Genomic DNA, 18266 nt, shown 5'->3' with positions numbered 1-18266 from the left:
AGGTACAGGGCATTTCGTAATAATGGAGGAAATATATAAATGAAAGAAAAGCTGCTGCAGGTGAAAAATATTTTAAAACGGCGTATCAAATTTATTAGACAGCCGGTCAGAGACTATTTATGGAATACGAACTTTAGACAAAGAGTAAAGTACACGAAGTTTCTTAATAAAACGAAAGTGAAAAATCACGTCATTTTATATGAAGCATACCATGGGAAAAATATGACAGGTAACCCTTATGCGATTTTTAAAGGAATCCTTAAAGATCCAGCATTTCGTCATTTTCAGCATATATGGGCAATCGAAGAGGAAAAGAATATAATACCTATTTATAAAAACTATAAAAATGTCGTATTCGTAAAAATACATAGTGATGAATACTTAAAATATTTAACGGAAGCAAAATATTTAATCAACAATACGAGCTTTCCGTATTATTTTCAAAAAAAACAGGGGCAAATCTATATTAATACGTGGCATGGAACGCCTTTGAAGACTTTGGGAATGCATGTGAAAGATGCTGCGCTTTCTGATCATAAAAATATTCAAAGAAACTTGCTTCATACTGACTACTTAATTAGTCCAAACAAATTCACATATGAAAAATTATTGCAGTCACATGATATTTTTTCACTCTTTAATGGAAAAATAGCGGATATTGGCTATCCTAGGGTCGATTCGATGTTTCATGCTGATAAAAATAAAATTAGGAAACGCCTGTCCATCCCGTCTGACAAAAAGATTATTTTATTTGCACCAACGTGGAGAGGAAAGGTCAATCAAGAAACGGATACGAGTAGGAAATTACATGAGGAATTGACGGAATTAAAGGAAAAAATGGGAGACGAATATATAATTTTATTAAAAACCCATTACTTTGCATATAAGTTTTTCGAAAATAGTGATATGGCAAATATTTGTGTTCCAGAATGGATGGACACAAATGAATTACTATCAATTGTAGATCTGTTAATTACAGATTACTCCAGTATTTTCTTTGACTTTTTACCTTCAAAAAAACCAATTATCTTTTATGGTGACGATTATGATTTTTATGAAAAGGAAAGAGGTTTTTATATAGAAGTTAACGAGTTACCTGGACCGTTTTGCACAACGATTCAAGGGGTAATTGACGAAATACATCAACTGCAAATCGTAAAGGAGCAATACGAAGGGAAATATAATCAATTTTTGCAGAACTATTGCTATCATGATGATGGAAACGCAACAGAGCGATTTATAGACATTGTTTTGAAGGGCAAGGAGAGTGAAAATGTTATTAAAAATGAAAATAATAAGAAGAAAATTTTGTTTTATTGTGGAGGATTCTATAATAATGGAATTACGATTTCTGCAATTAATCTAATGAATAATCTTGATTATTCAAAATATGAAATCGTTGTTATTGAGTCTTCCGAGTTACATGATGGAAAAGAAAATAATATAAAAAAACTACACCCAAATGTAAGTGTCCTTTACCGTGTAGGCAGTTGGAACATGACGATAAAAGAATGGTATCAGCATCAATTAGTCGTTAGAAGAGGGTTATATTCAAAAGTTATGAGAAGAAATGCCCCAAAAAGCATGTATAAAAGAGAGCTATCACGTATGCTAGGGAATGCAAATTTCGATATTGTCGTTGATTTCGGCGGCTACAACTCATTTTGGACATTATTATTTGCCTGTGGATCGGATAAAAAGAAATGTATTTACTTGCATAATATTATGATGAAAGAATACGAAAAAGTAATAAACGGAGATTATAAGCATCGTAAAAATTTAAAGATCATTTTTTCATTATATCGTTATTTTGATAAAATTATTTCAGTATCTGAGTCAGCTAATAGTGAAAACTTTAATGATTTACATCAATATATTGATCATGCCAAAGAAAAAATGGTTTATGTAAATAATGTCATAAATTATAAACATGTACTAACGATGAAAGACCAAAAAAGGCTAATAAATTTTGAAAACCAACAGTTTTTAATTTTAAGTGGAGGCAATACCGAATTAGGGGTCCTAGATTTGAAAGGAGTAGCTGTACCACAGGAACAAAATATTAATTTTATCAATATAGCTAGACTTTCACCTGAAAAAGATCAAGAAACATTAATTCATGCTTTTGCTAAAGTCACCGAAGTAGAGGAAAAAGCACGACTTTACATTGTTGGAGAAGGACCTTTAGAACAACAATTAAAGCACTTAGTTCAATCTCTAGGAATTGGCAATAAAGTATACTTCACAGGACAAATAGAAAACCCATTCGTACTACTTAACCAATGTGATTGCTTTATCCTATCCTCCGAATATGAAGGGCAAGGATTAGTCTTACTCGAAGCCCTAATACTCGAAAAACCAGTAATTGGGACAAATGTTCCCGGAATAAAAAGTGTACTTGCAGATGGCTACGGAAAATTGATTGAACACAATGTCGAAGCATTAAAACAAGCGATGATTACATTTATAGAAGAAGGAATGGAAATGAAGGAATTTGATTATGTGGGGTATAATAGGGATGCGATTCAGATGTTTATACAAGAAATTTGTTAAAATAAATAGTTGTACTAAAAAGGAAAACCTATTAAGTTTTCCTTTTTTTAATATTAATTACTATTTCATTTCAAAAATATTATATGTTTCAACGTATTCATAACCAATGAAAATTTTATTTGTTTATGTTAAATTTATTTAAGACTTTGTTTTGAGCATCGTAAGACGGTGACTAAATATTAAACAACTTTAAGGAGTTAACATAAATGAGGAAAGTTTCAATTATTATCCCTATATTTAATACGGAAGAGTTTTTAACGGAGTGTCTAAATTCTGTTGTTAATCAAACTTACAAAGATTTAGAAGTTATTTTGATTAATGACGGATCAACCGATCGTTCACAAGAAATTATTGATGAGTTTTCAAATAGGGATTCGAGAATTATATCTATTCATTTAAGTGAAAACAAAGGGGTAGGTTATTCTAGAAATGTAGGTGTTTCTAAAGCAACAGGGGATTATGTGTATTTTCTTGATAGCGATGATTACCTTGCACTTAATACAATACAAATACTCGTTGAAAATATCGGGAACCATGTCATGATTTCGGGTCAACAAAAACGAATCAAAACAAAAGAAGATAGTAAAAGTCTTGTGAGAGAAATAGAACTTAAAGAAAGTAAAGAAATGAAACGGCAATTTAAAAATTGCTCATTATTGAATCGGCTTATTTCAATTGATTTTATTAAAGATAATCACCTGAAATTTTCGGAGGATGTAAGCTACTATTCTGAACTATTATTTATAGTTAATGCTATGATAAAAATGGATACTTATATATATATTAAAGGATGTTACTATAATAAAAGATGGCGTAATGATCCCATCTCGAATCCAGCATTGATGCAACAGGATAGTGATAGAATTGTTACAGACTTTTTAGAAGTATTTAATGATTTAAGGGAAAAGTATGGTAATAGTGAAGATGTCGCCCATTATTTAGATAGATTATTTTTAAATTTTTATAGAAGGAATATTATCAAACTTTTTAGCCAAAGTGGAAAGATCAATAAATTTTTTAGAAGGTTGTCCACCTCCGCAGCAAAGGTTAATAAGGAAAAATGGAAAGAGCAAAATCTTCATATTCGACGTGAATTTAATCTGTTATTAAAAGGAAAACAAAAACAATATGTAAAGTTAATTCGTCTGCATCATTTCGCTAAAAATATAAAAAGTGTAATTAAAAGCAGAAGCAAACGTAAAATTTATGTTCAATTGTATAGATCCTTATTTATGAAAATGTCTCTGAAAGAAAGAACTATAGTTTTTGAAAGTTTTTTAGGGAAAAATTATTCAGACAGTCCTAAATATATTTATGAATATATGCTAAACAATAATATGAACTATAAATATGTATGGGTGTTCAATGAAACGGGCAAAAATATCCCAGGAAATGCTAAGCAGGTAAAGAGATTTAGTCTTGCATATTATTATTATCTTGGTACATCTAAATATTGGGTGAGTAATTCTCGATTGCCATTGCATTTAAATAAACGTCCGGATAATGTATACTTGCAAACTTGGCATGGGACGCCACTGAAAAAACTTGTTTTTGACATGAATGATATTTATTCTGCAAACCCAAATTATAAAAAACATTTTTATCAGCAATCAAGACGGTGGGACTACTTAATATCACCGAATCAATATTCCTCCGATATTTTTCGTAGAGCATTTAAATTTGATAAAACGATGCTAGAATATGGTTATCCAAGAAATGATATTTTATATAAAAACAATAATGAGGAATTTATTAATTCATTAAAGGTTCGGCTAGGCATACCAATTGATAAAAAGGTTATTCTATATGCACCAACATGGAGAGATGATGAATTTTATGAGCCTGGAAAATATAAATTTAAATTAAAATTAGACTTGAATAAAATGAAAGAACAGCTTGGAGATGAATATGTAATTGCTTTAAGAATGCATTATTTCATTGCAGATGACATTGATACAAGCGGTTTAGAGGGATTTGCCTATAACTTTTCTAAATATGATGATATTGCAGAGTTATATTTAATTTCGGATATTTTAATTACTGATTATTCATCCGTCTTTTTCGATTATGCTAACTTAAAAAGACCTATTTTATTCTTTACGTATGATTTAGAAAAATATCGTGATACTTTAAGAGGCTTTTATATAGATATGGAGAATGATATCCCCGGACCAATGTTAAAAACAACAGAAGAAATTATTAGTGCAATAAAGAAAATAGAATTAGTTGAGAATGAATATAAAAGAAAATACGATGATTTTTATAAGAAGTTTTGTGAATGGGATAATGGTAAGGCAACTGAAAATATAGTTGCACATATTTTTAATAAATAAGAAAATAATTAAATAATATAAGCAGGTTTTTCTTAAAAATTTTCTCTTTTTGATTATGACATGTTATACTAAAATTCTATAGTGAAATATACAAGCTGAGGTGACATCATTTGCAAAAAGTTAAAAAGGCGATAATCCCTGCGGCAGGGTTAGGAACGAGATTCCTTCCGGCAACGAAAGCAATGCCAAAAGAAATGCTCCCTATAGTGGACAAGCCAACTATTCAATATATTATTGAAGAAGCAATTGAATCCGGAATCGAGGATATTATTATTGTAACAGGAAAAGGAAAAAGAGCAATAGAAGACCATTTTGACTATGCATTTGAATTAGAGGAAAATTTAATTGCAAAGGAAAAGTTTGAACTACTTGAAAAGGTGCGTCAACCTTCAAAAGTTGATATTCATTATATACGACAAAAGGAACCAAAAGGGCTAGGACATGCAATTTGGTGTGCAAGAAAATTTATTGGTAAAGAACCCTTTGCGGTTTTATTGGGTGATGATATTGTTCAATCTGAAATTCCTTGTTTGAAACAGTTAATAAATGTTTATAATGATGTTAACTCTTCCGTAATTGGTGTACAGCAGGTTCCAAAAGAAGAAGCGTCTAGATATGGTATTATTGATCCAAATAGACAAGAGGGACGATTATATGAGGTGAATAGCTTTGTAGAAAAGCCTTCAATTGAGTATGCACCTTCTGACATTGCAATTATGGGTAGATATGTACTAACTCCTGAAATATTTGATTATCTTGAATTACAACAAATTGGTTCCGGTGGAGAAATACAATTAACGGATGCCATTCAAAAGCTAAATGAAATACAAAAAGTTTATGCATATAATTTTGAAGGTAAACGCTATGATGTCGGTGAAAAACTTGGTTTTATAAAGACAACTATTGAAATGGCATTATCTAGAGAGGATTTACATCACGAAATGGTCAATTATTTGGAACAACTTGTAGAGAATATTTTAATTGATCATAAAAAAGTTTAAAAAAAGAGGCACAAGTGCTTCTTTTTTTTTTGAACACATTCCAGTAAATTAACATTATTTTGACTACTTTCGATAATAATTGATATTGAAGATTATTAGATTTATAATGTTGAAAGTATTAATTCGTAAAGTACTATATATTATTCATGCTAATAAATTCATAAAATTATTATGGGAAACTTGATTTTTATAGTGATTTATTTTAAAATCGTAATTTTTTCTAGGTGTATATAAAAAATATACAGTTAAATAATAATTAACATAAAAATGTTTTTCTTAAATAAATGCTCATGAAAAGTGAATGAGAGGAGTTATTGCAGTGGGTATTCTAGAATCTTTATGGAAACCAAAGGTCATTGAGAATTTTGTAGTACATTCAATCTGTTTTAATGGCCAAAAAATGATAGTAAAATTAAAAGGAACTTCAGAATTAGAAATTGAAAAAAACAATATAGATTTCTATATAAAAGAAAGAAATACAAAACAAAAACTTTTTTTTAAGGTGACCCAGGAATTAAGTGAAGAAAATTTATATGAAGCAATTGTTGATTTCACAGGAAATAACGATTTACTATTAGAAAATAGTGTTTTGGATGCTTATATTAGAGTTAAAACTAATAATAATTCAAAAAAATTCAGAATAAAGAGTCTCCATGTAGATTCTATGCCACAATTACTTATCGACAATAGGGATGCTTCAGTTGTTATTATTCCTTATTCTACGAAAAATGGTAATCTATCTTTTAAAATTGAGAAACCGAGCGTTGTTTCAAAAGTGGAGACTGTTCACTTAAATGAAAATGGAATTTTATCATTGAAGGGTTACGCGTATTATCCAACATGGGATGCTTCTAAACAAAATAATATTACGCTAACTTTACATTTGAGAAATGAAAATGGAGATTTTGAAAAGAGTTTTCAGGTGCAAAATATAAAACGTAATGATTTAGGGGGAAAATTTACTTGGTCCGGCTATGAAGTGAATATAAACTTAGTTGATTTAGATTTTGAACTAATTGAAGGAAATGAAATTAATATTGAAATCGAGCTTAGAAATAATACTCTAGAAAAAAATAATGAAAACTTCATTGAAACATCTACCATTCAGATGTTAGATGATTCAATATCAGATCAATCGATAATTATTAAGGATACACATGAAAATGAAAAAGAAGTATCAATAAAAATAAGAAATAAAACAAAGTCCGTATTTTTAATATTAAATGATAATAATTTACAAATTGAAGTAGATACCATTTTTGTAGATATTGGAAGTATAACTATAAATGCTGTTTTACTATCCAATCATCCGTTATTTCAAAGTGTGGATGGTGACTATACGCTTGTAATGAAAAAAAGGTTTTTGAATGTTATTTATGAATTCCCTATTCATATCGATAATTCTCGTTTTACATTCAAAGCAAATTTAAATGAAATGTTAGGTAAAGGTGTACTGAAGGAAGGTATATGGGATTTGTATGTTAATGTTGAAAATAAACATTACCGTATAGCATCCCGTATGGATAATATACAAAATAAACAAAAAATTATTAGTTTCCCTCAACAACTTGTTAAAGGGATTAATTCGAATGCGATAGTCGTAAAACCATATTATACTATGCATAATTGTGTATCATTATTAATACGAAACTATACATATTCAAAATCTATAAACCGAATTAATATCAATGATACCAGGATGGAAATCCACGGAAAAATTAATATTATGGTACCTAATGATGAAATACCTAATCAAGTTAACGGATCAATCTTTATTAATGGGAGGTATGGTAAATCATATGATTTTCCTGCTATATGGAAATTGCGTAAAACTAATAAGACAAATGTTGAATTTGAGTTTTCTGTAACTGCCACTTTCCCGGAAGACAAGATGACGAAAATGAAGGATTGGGTATTAGATAATATTACGTTTGAATCTATTATATGTAATCTTGATTTTGGTGAGATACAATCAAGATTTCCTTTGAATATTCGACCAGAGAAAATTGATAAATCATTTGAAGATAAACTTAATAATGTTCCGAAAATCAAAAGGTTAATGGGAAAAGGAAAACTTACTTTTTACCGTATAATTAATAAGATACTACCAGTTCAAGAAAATACCTATGTGTTCCAAAGTTATTATGGGAATAGTTATGCATGTAATCCGAAGGCTATTTATGAGGAATTGTTATTGAAACATAAAAAGATAAAAGCAGTTTGGGTTATGAAAGATCTGAGGAAGGATATTCCAGGTAAGCCTATTCTTGTAAAACCAAATTCTATAAAATATTTTTTTTACATGGCAATTGCAAAGTACTTTGTTAATAACGGAAACTTTCCTGATTTTTATGTGAAGAGAAACGGAACAATACACGTTGAAACGTGGCACGGTACCCCTCTGAAAAGACTTGGATTAGATGTTGATCCTAATTCAACTGCATACGCAGAAAATACATCAAAAGAATTATTGAATAGAATAAAACGATGGGATTATTTAATTGCTCCTAACCATTATACTGCTGAGATATTAGAGAGGGCATACAACTATAATAAAAAAACATTAGAAATTGGTTATCCTAGGAATGATATTTTTTACCGAGAAGGCAAAGAAATGAAAATAATAGATATTAAAAAGCAGCTTAATATCGACCCGGATAAAAAGGTCATATTGTATGCACCTACTTGGAGAGAAGAGGATCGGAAAGGAAGTAAAAAGTCATCCCCTTTTGAATTAAGATTTGATCTCGATCAATTCAAGGAAAGATTTGGTGACAAATATGTTTTGTTATTAAGACTACATTATTTTGATGCTGCAAGAATACACTTACTTGGTTATGAAAATTTAGTATACAATGTAACACACTACGATGATATTCAAGAACTTTATTTGATTTCCGATATTTTAATAACTGATTATTCTTCCGTTATGTTTGATTACGCAAACCTAAAAAGACCAATGATTTTCTTTACTTATGACTTGTTAAAATATGCAACTAAAATGAGGGGCTTTTATTTTGACTTTAAAGAGGAAGCTCCAGGTCCATTAGTTTTGAACGATATCGAACTTTATGAGGCAATTGAAAATATCGATGAAGTTCAAAAGGAATACAGTGAAAAGTTGAAAAAGTTCCAAGAAAGGTTCTGTAATTTGGATGATGGATATGCATCAAAACGGGCGATCGAAATGATTTTCGAAAATGGTGAGCGTAGGTGAATGAAATGAAAATATACTTTTTAATATATGATATATATGGTATGGGTGGAACTGTAAGAACGGTTTTAAATGTAGCGAATTATTTGGCAGAAAATAATTATAATATAGAAATTGTTAGTGTACTTCGTAGACGGGCTAAAGAATTTTTTGAAATTGACCCTCGCATTAAAGTAACGGTATTACATGATGAAATTGGAAGAAATAAAAGACCAAAGGATATAAAATCAAAAGTTATAAAGAGGATTAATAAATCGAAAAGTAGGTTAATTCATTCGGATGATGAAGCATTTTCATTTTTTTCACTTTTAACTGATATTAAACTGTATAATTTTATAAAATCAATTGATTCTGGTATCTTGATCACAACACGTCCAAGCTTTAATATATTTGCATCCAAATATGCTAATAAAAATGTTGTGTTAGTCGGTCAAGAACACTTGAATTTCGGAATATACCCAGAAAAATTAAAGGAATCAATTCAAAAACATTACACAAATTTAGATTATTTAATTACACTTACAGATGATGATACTAAAGACTATGATAAAATTTTTTCTGGTAGTGGTGTAATTGTAAGGAAGATTACTAATTCTATCCCTAAATTTACAGGAGCAATCTCAAAGTTGAATGAAAAAGTTGTATTAGCCGCGGGGAGGCTAGCGCCACAAAAAGGCTTTGATATGTTAATAGAAGCATTTAGTAAAGTTAACAAATATTATCCAGATTGGAAATTGAAAATATTTGGATTTGGTAGAGAAAAAAATAATCTTCAGCAATTAATTTCGGATTACCGATTATATAATCACGTTTATCTTATGGGGGCAACTCAAGATATGGAAAGTGAGCTATCGAAATCTTCAATATACGCTTTAAGTTCTCGATTTGAAGGTTTTGGAATGGTTATTGTTGAAGCAATGCAATGTGGTGTACCAGTGGTAAGTTTTGATTGTCCCAAAGGTCCAGCTGAGATTATTTCAAATAACATAGACGGTATACTTGTCGAGAATGGAGATGTAGATGCATTTGCTGATGCTTTAATTGAACTAATAGGAAATGAAGAAAAGAGGCGACAATTAGCCGAAAACGCGCTTGTTAATGTTAAAAGGTTCGAAATTGAAAATATAGGTAAACTATGGATTGATTTAATAAATGAAATTGAACAGAATAGGTTAAGCACTAAAATATTGAATAATTAATAATAAAAAATGAATGCAGAAAAATAATGAATAATGTTTTCTACCTATATAATATAAGATATGTTTTCCGGACTTTACATATTTTATATTTGAAAGAATGTGTATTTTGGTTATAATATGGGGGAAGTTATTTATTTGTAACTCACTAATTTGAGCTTTATTTTTGAACCAAACTGTAAGAGGAGAGGTTAGAATGAAAAAGGTAATAACATACGGAACTTTTGATTTACTTCATTGGGGACATATAAATTTATTAAAGAGAGCCAGAGAACTAGGTGATTATTTAATAGTTGCTATTTCAACTGATGAATTTAACGATCTTAAAAATAAAAAATCTTATCACAGTTATGAAAACCGAAAAATGATTTTAGAATCTATTCGTTATGTTGATGAAGTGATACCTGAAAATACATGGGAGCAAAAGATAGATGATGTTATTAACAATAATGTAGACGTTTTTGTAATGGGTGATGATTGGGAAGGAAAATTCGATTTTTTAAAAGACTATTGTGAAGTAGTTTATTTACCTAGAACTGTTGGTATTTCAACGTCAAAAATAAAAAAGGATTTATTCTCAGTGAGAAATGGTTAGAGAATTCTTGATTGAACTGTATTTATTGCTTTTTAAAATACAGTTTAATTTTTTCAATTTATTTCCTTTAAAAGAAAAGGTAACATTTGTTGTTTCCTTTAAAGATAACGGTCTGTTTGTATATAATGAAATGAAAAAAAAGCAAATCCCCTGTAAAATTGTTTTTCTTTGCGAAAAGTCGAGTTATAGTGAGATAAAAAAGAACGTTGATTCTGAAGTGCTATTATTTGAAATAAAAAATTTTAAAAACTTTATTAAATCTATATATCATCTTGCTACTTCAAAGCATATTATTGTTGATAATTATTTTGGATTTTTAGCAGCAATTAACTTTAAAGATGAAGTAGAGTGTATTCAGTTATGGCACGCAGCTGGTGCGATTAAAACATTCGGATTAAAAGATAAATCCGTTTCATTTAGATCAAACCATGCAAATATACGTTTTCAACGAGTATACAATAAGTTTGAAAAAATAATTGTGGGCTCAGATGAAATGGCAGAAATTTTTAAAGAGGCATTTAACATATCAGAAAATAATATATTATATACTGGTATTCCTCGTACTGATTTATTTTATAATGAAAATTATCAAAATTTGATTAGAGAAGAACTTTTAGGAAAGAATCCACTGTTTAAACATAAAAAAGTTATTTTTTATGTTCCAACTTTTCGTGATGGCAGCCTTAATGATTTTGAACTTCATTTAGATTTAGATCAGTTATATCGGGAATTGTCAAAAGAATACGTAGTAATCATTAAATTACATCCTGCCATCACGAATAAACTTATGATTAATAAAAAATTTGATAATTTTGTGTTTGATTTTTCTTCATATTCTAATGTAAATGATCTATTGTTTATTACAGATTATTTAATTACAGATTATTCGTCTATTCCCTATGAATTTTCTTTGCTAGAGAAACCGATGATTTTTTATCCATATGACTTGGAGGAATATCAACAACAAAGAGGATTTTGGGGTCCTTATGAGAAATTAGTCCCAGGTCCTATCGCTTATGAAACACAAGATATTATAAAAATAATAAAGAATGATCAATTTGATTACGAACAAATTCGCACATTTGCAAAGACTTGGAATAAGTATTCTAAAGGTACATCAAGTGAAAATATAGTAAATTGTCTTTTTAATAAGAAAAGCTTTATGAAACAAAACTAAAATAAATTGTAGACATGGTGTTCTAACTTATGAAAAATCCAATTAAAGGAATAGGGAAAAGTCTATTTATAAAAATAAAAAGACATCCAATTTCAACATATATTTATAAACTTGTTTTTTTCTGTCTCGGATTATTACCGATGAAGAAAAATTTAATTATTTTTGAGAGTTTTTTGGGCAAACAATATAGTTGTAATCCAAGAGCAATTTACGAATATATGAAGGTAAATCATCCGGAATACGTAATGTATTGGAGTGTAGATAAGAAATATCTACAGAATTTCCAAGAAAAAAACTTATTAATTATTCAACGCTTTTCGATAAGGTGGTTTATTGCGATAGCTCGTGCACGGTACTGGGTTAATAATAGTCGTATGCCTCAGTGGATTCCAAAGCCTAAGCATACTGTCTATCTTCAAACATGGCATGGTACCCCCCTAAAACGTTTGGCAATGGATATGGACGAGGTCTATATCCCTGGAATATCAACAGAAAAATATAAACAAGAATTTATTAAAGAAACAAGTAATTGGGACTACTTAATATCGCCTAATGCATATTCATCTGAAATTTTTAAAAGAGCATTTCGGTTTGAAAAGGTAATAATAGAATCGGGTTATCCCCGCAATGATTATTTATATACTAGTAACAATGAAAAAAACTTACATGCAATTAAAGAAGCCTACGGGATACCGAAGGATAAGAAAATTATCTTATACGCTCCTACATGGCGTGATGATCAGTTTTATGAAATTGGAAAATATAAATTTGATATAGAATTAGATCTTCATGAGATGAGAGAAAAACTGGGGGATCATTATATTATAATTTTGAGAATGCATTATCTTGTGGCAGAGAAATTTGATTTACAACCGTATAAAGGGTTCGTTTATGATTTTTCTAACCACGAAGATATTCGTGATCTTTATTTAATTTCTGATTTACTGATTACCGATTACTCCTCGGTATTTTTTGATTATGCTAATTTAAGAAAGCCTATTTTCTTTTATGTGTATGATATTGTAGAATATCGAGATAAGTTACGTGGATTTTATTTTGATTTTGAAAAGAATGCACCTGGTCCACTACTCAAAACTACCAATGACCTAATTAGGAGTATTAAGTCGTTGGAGGATAATGACTTTAAGCTACCAGAGTCTTTTGAATTATTTTATAATAAGTTTTGTTACTTAGAAGATGGAAAAGCATCTCAAAGAGTGGTTGAAATAGTGTTTAAATAAATATATTATTAAAACGTGGATAAAAAGTTTATCCCCGTTTTTTTTTGTTAAAAGCATATTTTTTAGTTTTGACTTTATAATTTTCCAGAAAAAATGTTTGCAAAGCTTTAAAGACTCAGATTAAAAACATTATTACTTAGATGTTAGGGGTTTACGAATTGCAGAAATTTGCTATTATTATACCAGTTTATAATAAAGAACGATTTCTGAAAGAAACTATTGAAAGTATTCTTAATCAGACAATAAATTTTTTCAAGTATATTGAAGTAATCTTAGTTAATGATGGAAGTACTGATAAAAGTGCGGAAATTTGCCAACTATATAAAAATATGTATCCAAATAATATTAAATATATAGAAATTGAAAATAATGGACCCTCTTATGCTAGGAATTTAGGACTCAGAATGGTTTCAAATGACACTAGTTTAATAGGATTTTTGGATGCTGACGATAAATATCAAAATAATTCTCTATATGAGGTATCTAATTTTTTTTACAAATATAAAGTTGATTTGGCGGTAATTCCAATTATGTATTTTACTTCTAAAGGTGAGAAAAGAGAACATAACTTAAATTATCGATTTTCTAAAGGTTCTAGAGTTATAGACATTTTTAAGGAGCATTCCGCTATACACTTTTATGCCGGTGGAGTTTTTATAAAAAAATCCATTTTAGATAAAAAAAACTTTAATTTTGATGAGTCTATAGACTACTGGGAGGACGCTCTTACCTTAAATAAATATTTTCTACTAAATCCGACATACGGAGTTATCGATCAAACATTCTACTACTATAGAAGAGAAGCAGTAGCCGATTCTTTAGTTGATAATTCATGGTCAAACAAAAAAAGATATAACATATTGGTGGAAAATGGTTATTTAACTTTAGTGGAGTTATCTATAAAAAAATATGGAGTAGTACTCCCATATATTCAATTTCTACTTGTTTATCATTTAAAGTTGTTCTTATATAAAAGAAATTCAGAAAAGATTATGACAAACCTATCTGAGATAGAAAAAAAGAATCTCATTTTATCAATTATCAATATTTTGCAGTATATTGATGAGGATTATATACTTGAGCAAAATATGAAACATTATTATAAAGAGTTTCTTATTTCACTAAAAAGAAGTGGATGGCCATTAAAGCTAAACTTGTTACCAAATGAAAATGGCAGTGATGAAATAATTATAAAAAAGAAGCAGTTTATAGGATATGGAATAAAGTTAATTGGATACTATAGTTCAGAATACTATACACTAACTAGTAAGGATTATATAAGTATTAGATCGGGAAAGAAAGATATGATTTGTACACAAAAGCATATTGAAAAGGACATTAAAATATGGGGACAACCAGTAAGAAATTTAGAGTTTGCCGGATTTGAGGTAGTTTTGCCACTTCACCGGCTTAAAATTGAATTTTATCTAAATAAGTACAGTGGATTCAGCTCTAAGTTAAACTCATTTAATTACTACGAGAGAATAGTAAAAAAAATACCTCTTTTGAGGATAGTTAAATTACTTATAACATTTTTCAAAAGAAGGAAACGAAATAGTATGAAAAAAAATGAAAGAAGAGGTATTAACTAAAGTGTGCGATATATCTATTATTATTCCAACTTATAATGCAAGAGAATATATTATAGAAACATTAGAATCTATTAGGAAACAAACCTTTACTGGGAAAACTGAAATAATTTGTGTAGACGATTGTTCGGAAGATAACACGGTAGAGATAATAAAAAACTATAAAGATACAACCGAACTTACTGTAAAAATAATACAACAAACAAAGAATCAACGACAAGGTGCAGCACGTAATCGAGGGATCGAAGAGGCAATCGGGGAATATATATTCTTTTTAGATAGTGATGATTTTCTTGATGAGGACACTTTAGAGGTTATGTATAAAAAAGCAAAAATAAGAGATTGTGATTTTGTATTGTGTGATTGGGTTTATTATTATGAGACAGACGGAGAAGTTTATGTTAATAATGATTTATTTTTATTCGAGGAATGGCTTAGCAAAGAAAATTGCGAAAAGTTATACCAAGCTCAAACATACTTTAGTGTAAATAAATTATACAAAAGAGATTTTTTATTGAAAAATGAAATAAAATTTGGAGAAGGGTATATTTATGAGGATTTTGAATTCTATATAGATGCAGTTCAAAAAGCTGATCTAATAGGAATTGTTAGCAATCCATTTTATAAAGTTAGGGTAAATCCCAATTCTACTACTAAAACTGACTCTACTACAACAGTTCATATGAATGATTTTTTAGTAGCAATTGAAAAAAGCTTAAATAAATTTAATCCTAGACATAAGGATTCATTTTACATGGTTTATAAATATTTTTTTAATAGGGCACAAATCTATTCTGAAAATAGGGTGCCTAGCCGATATAAAAGAAAGATGATAAAAAGAACTGTTGAAATATTAAATAATCGTAGTGTAAATTACTATGTTCCTAAAAATATTGTTTTGCATAATAGAATGTATTTTCAGAAAAGACTCATCCAAAATAACAAAATAACGGCAATAATGACTGTTCGGAAACTGCAAAATAAAGGGACGCTTAATAGGTACTATTTAATTCTCTCTAAAATTTACAAACGATTATTAATTAATAAGTTGAGAGAAAAAATGAGAGCAAGGGCTATGATGAGAATAAAAAATCAATCAAAAAATGCTCCAATAAAAGAAAATACAGTCCTCTTTCTGGGTTTTGATTATCGCTATATAGGTAATTCTAAATACTTATTTAATTATTTAAGAAATAATTTCTCTGAACTTAATATTAAGTTTGTCACAGTAGATTCATCTGTTCCTACAAAATATAGGATAAAACCAAGAAGTAATGAGTTTTGGAAAGCCTTAGGAGAATCAAAAATCATCATTACTGAGAGCTGGACACCTTTAGCATTCTTTAAAAAGGAAGACTCCTTATGGGTTCAACTGTGGCATGGAACTCCGTATAAGCGCTTATTTTTTGACAGTCATGAAAAATTCATTTCCAAATTCAACCGAAATCATAAACGAGATAAAAAGAGAGATATTTCCAAATGGGACTATTTGCTAGCTGATTCATTTGGAGGAAAAAGAAAGTTAAAATCAGCATTTTCTTTTCCAGAAGATAAAATTTTACCTTTAGGTTATCCTAGAGTTCAGTGGCTAAAAGATAATCAAGAAAATAATTTATTAAAAAGTGACATAAGAAAAAGATTGGGGATTAGTGGTAATAAAAAAGTCATATTGTACACACCAACATGGAGAGACTATAATTATAAAAATAGTAATCCAAATTTTGATTATCTATTAGACCTTAAAGTGCTTAATGCTGAGTTAGGGGACGAATTTGCTGTAGTAGCTAAACTACATTCAATGGAGAGAACAAGTATACCAGTGAATAATGTAATTTATCCAGAAGATACGATTGAAACACAAGAACTGTTATTAATCTCAGATATTTTAATTAGTGACTACTCATCGATTATCTTTGACATATTACCATTAAATATGGAGTTTTTATTATATGTAAACGACAAAGATGAATTTGCTTATGCAAGAGGCACATATGAGGATTTGGATAATCTATTGGAGCCATTTACACATAACAATATAGGTAGTATTCTTAATCATATCAAAAATAAATATAGCATTACAAAGCATCCAAATTATGATTTTTTGAGGAAAGAGTATTCAAATATGTTTGATTGGGATAGTAATCGTAAAGTAGCTGAAATGATAGAATCAATAGTCAAAAAAAAAGTTTCGATTTAATTAACAAATTCCCCTGGGTGTGACAATGTAATGTTGGCTCCTATAGGGGAATTTTACTTTGCTTGCCCTTTTTGTTTACGATAAATGAAATTTGGTTATATCTTTTAATAGTCGTGTAGAATAAATTCATTATGACATTTAATTGTAGAAGTGATAAAATATTATTTCAAGTGTGTTTTTTGATGAACTACTTTTATAAGAGTTTGTTAAATTTATTATTACCAATTCGTTAGGTATAAATAATGTATAATAACATTATTTAGTGAATTAATTTCTGCCTCAGAAAGGATCAACACATGCGTTCTGTAACAACAGTCATTAAAGAACAAATTAATAGCTTTTATCTTGCAAGACGTTTGTCTGTTTATGAATTAAAAAGTGCAAATCGAAATCATTATTTAGGGATATTGTGGGAAATCATTAATCCGATGATTCAAATATCGATTTATTGGTTTGTGTTCGGATATGGAATACTTCATAGTAATGGTGGCCGGCAAGCTGTTGAATTATATGGACATAAGATTCCTTATTTCCCATGGATGCTCTCTGGTATTGTTGTATGGTTTTTCGTAAACCAATCGATTACTCAAGGATCGAAGTCTATTTATAGTCGAATTAGGATGATTTCGAAAATGAGCTTCCCGATGAGTGTTATACCTACTTATGTGATATTTGCAAAACTGTATCAGCATTTAATGCTGCTTGCGGTTGTTCTTGTGATTTTTCAATTTCTCGGTTACCCAATTAATATTCATTATTTGCAATTGCCATATTTTATTATTGCAACGGTGATCTTTTTAATAACTTTGTCATTAATAACTTCAACATTAACAACCATTGTACGAGACTTTCAGATGTTGATTACATCTCTTGTACGGATTTTAATTTATTTATCGCCAATTCTATGGCCGCCTTATAACATGGATAGTAGGATTGTTGCGATTATGAAACTTAATCCATTATTCTATCTCATCGAAGGATACCGTGCATCAATCTTAGGATTATCCTGGTATCCCGTTGAGCATTGGGAATACTCCCTATATTTTTGGGGTATAATTCTTGTATTATTATTTTTCGGATCGATTCTACATGTTAAATTTAGAGACCGTTTTGTAGATTTCTTATAACTTCTATCTTTAATTAAGAAAGAACTTACTAAACGTAATGGAG

At 29.2% G+C, this 18266-nt stretch carries 10 protein-coding genes and 1 pseudogene; all 11 read left to right on the top strand.

The genetic code is table 11. The features are described from left to right. Positions 1-39: 39 nt before the first annotated feature. The gene (locus tag MKY81_RS20225) at positions 40-2553 is read left to right on the top strand and encodes a glycosyltransferase (RefSeq protein WP_341118637.1); all 2514 of its coding nucleotides are present in this window, start codon (positions 40-42) and stop codon (positions 2551-2553) included. 206 nt (positions 2554-2759) lie between these two features. Continuing rightward, a complete protein-coding gene (locus tag MKY81_RS20220) occupies positions 2760-4886 on the top strand; it encodes a bifunctional glycosyltransferase/CDP-glycerol:glycerophosphate glycerophosphotransferase (RefSeq protein WP_341118636.1) in 2127 nt (708 codons plus the stop codon). Positions 4887-4996: 110 nt separating this feature from the next. Continuing rightward, the gene (gene galU, locus MKY81_RS20215) at positions 4997-5887 is read left to right on the top strand and encodes a UTP--glucose-1-phosphate uridylyltransferase GalU (RefSeq protein WP_341118635.1); all 891 of its coding nucleotides are present in this window, start codon (positions 4997-4999) and stop codon (positions 5885-5887) included. Between the two features lie 301 nt (positions 5888-6188). Next, the gene (locus tag MKY81_RS20210; protein WP_341118633.1) at positions 6189-9104 is read left to right on the top strand and encodes a CDP-glycerol glycerophosphotransferase family protein; all 2916 of its coding nucleotides are present in this window, start codon (positions 6189-6191) and stop codon (positions 9102-9104) included. A 5-nt stretch (positions 9105-9109) separates the two neighbouring features. Then, positions 9110-10300 carry a glycosyltransferase family 4 protein gene (locus MKY81_RS20205; RefSeq protein WP_341118819.1) on the top strand — a complete coding sequence of 397 codons (1191 nt, stop codon included), beginning with the start codon at positions 9110-9112 and terminating at the stop codon, positions 10298-10300. Between the two features lie 193 nt (positions 10301-10493). Continuing rightward, positions 10494-10892, top strand: coding sequence for a glycerol-3-phosphate cytidylyltransferase (gene tagD / locus MKY81_RS20200; RefSeq protein ID WP_341118632.1), 399 nt, complete (start codon positions 10494-10496; stop codon positions 10890-10892). Beyond that, the gene (locus MKY81_RS20195; RefSeq protein WP_341118631.1) at positions 10885-12069 is read left to right on the top strand and encodes a CDP-glycerol glycerophosphotransferase family protein; all 1185 of its coding nucleotides are present in this window, start codon (positions 10885-10887) and stop codon (positions 12067-12069) included. The genes tagD and MKY81_RS20195 overlap by 8 nt, the downstream gene beginning before the upstream one ends. Positions 12070-12110: 41 nt before the next feature. Continuing rightward, positions 12111-13310 (top strand): annotated as a pseudogene (locus MKY81_RS20190) (CDP-glycerol glycerophosphotransferase family protein); the annotation flags it as partial. A 158-nt stretch (positions 13311-13468) separates the two neighbouring features. Next, positions 13469-14902, top strand: coding sequence for a glycosyltransferase family 2 protein (locus tag MKY81_RS20185; RefSeq protein ID WP_341118628.1), 1434 nt, complete (start codon positions 13469-13471; stop codon positions 14900-14902). After that, positions 14880-17096, top strand: a complete 2217-nt coding sequence (locus tag MKY81_RS20180; RefSeq protein WP_341118627.1) for a bifunctional glycosyltransferase/CDP-glycerol:glycerophosphate glycerophosphotransferase — start codon at positions 14880-14882, stop codon at positions 17094-17096. The genes MKY81_RS20185 and MKY81_RS20180 overlap by 23 nt, the downstream gene beginning before the upstream one ends. A 296-nt stretch (positions 17097-17392) precedes the next feature. Then, complete coding sequence (locus MKY81_RS20175; RefSeq protein ID WP_066230338.1) at positions 17393-18223, top strand: ABC transporter permease; 831 nt, start codon at positions 17393-17395, stop codon at positions 18221-18223. The last annotated feature ends 43 nt before the right edge of the window (positions 18224-18266 follow it).

This window comes from Heyndrickxia sp. FSL W8-0423 (assembly GCF_038009395.1).
In the GTDB taxonomy this organism is placed as follows: domain Bacteria; phylum Bacillota; class Bacilli; order Bacillales; family Bacillaceae_C; genus Heyndrickxia; species Heyndrickxia sporothermodurans.
Note: the sequence above shows the minus strand (reverse complement) of the source record. Positions and strands in the feature narration are given on the sequence as shown.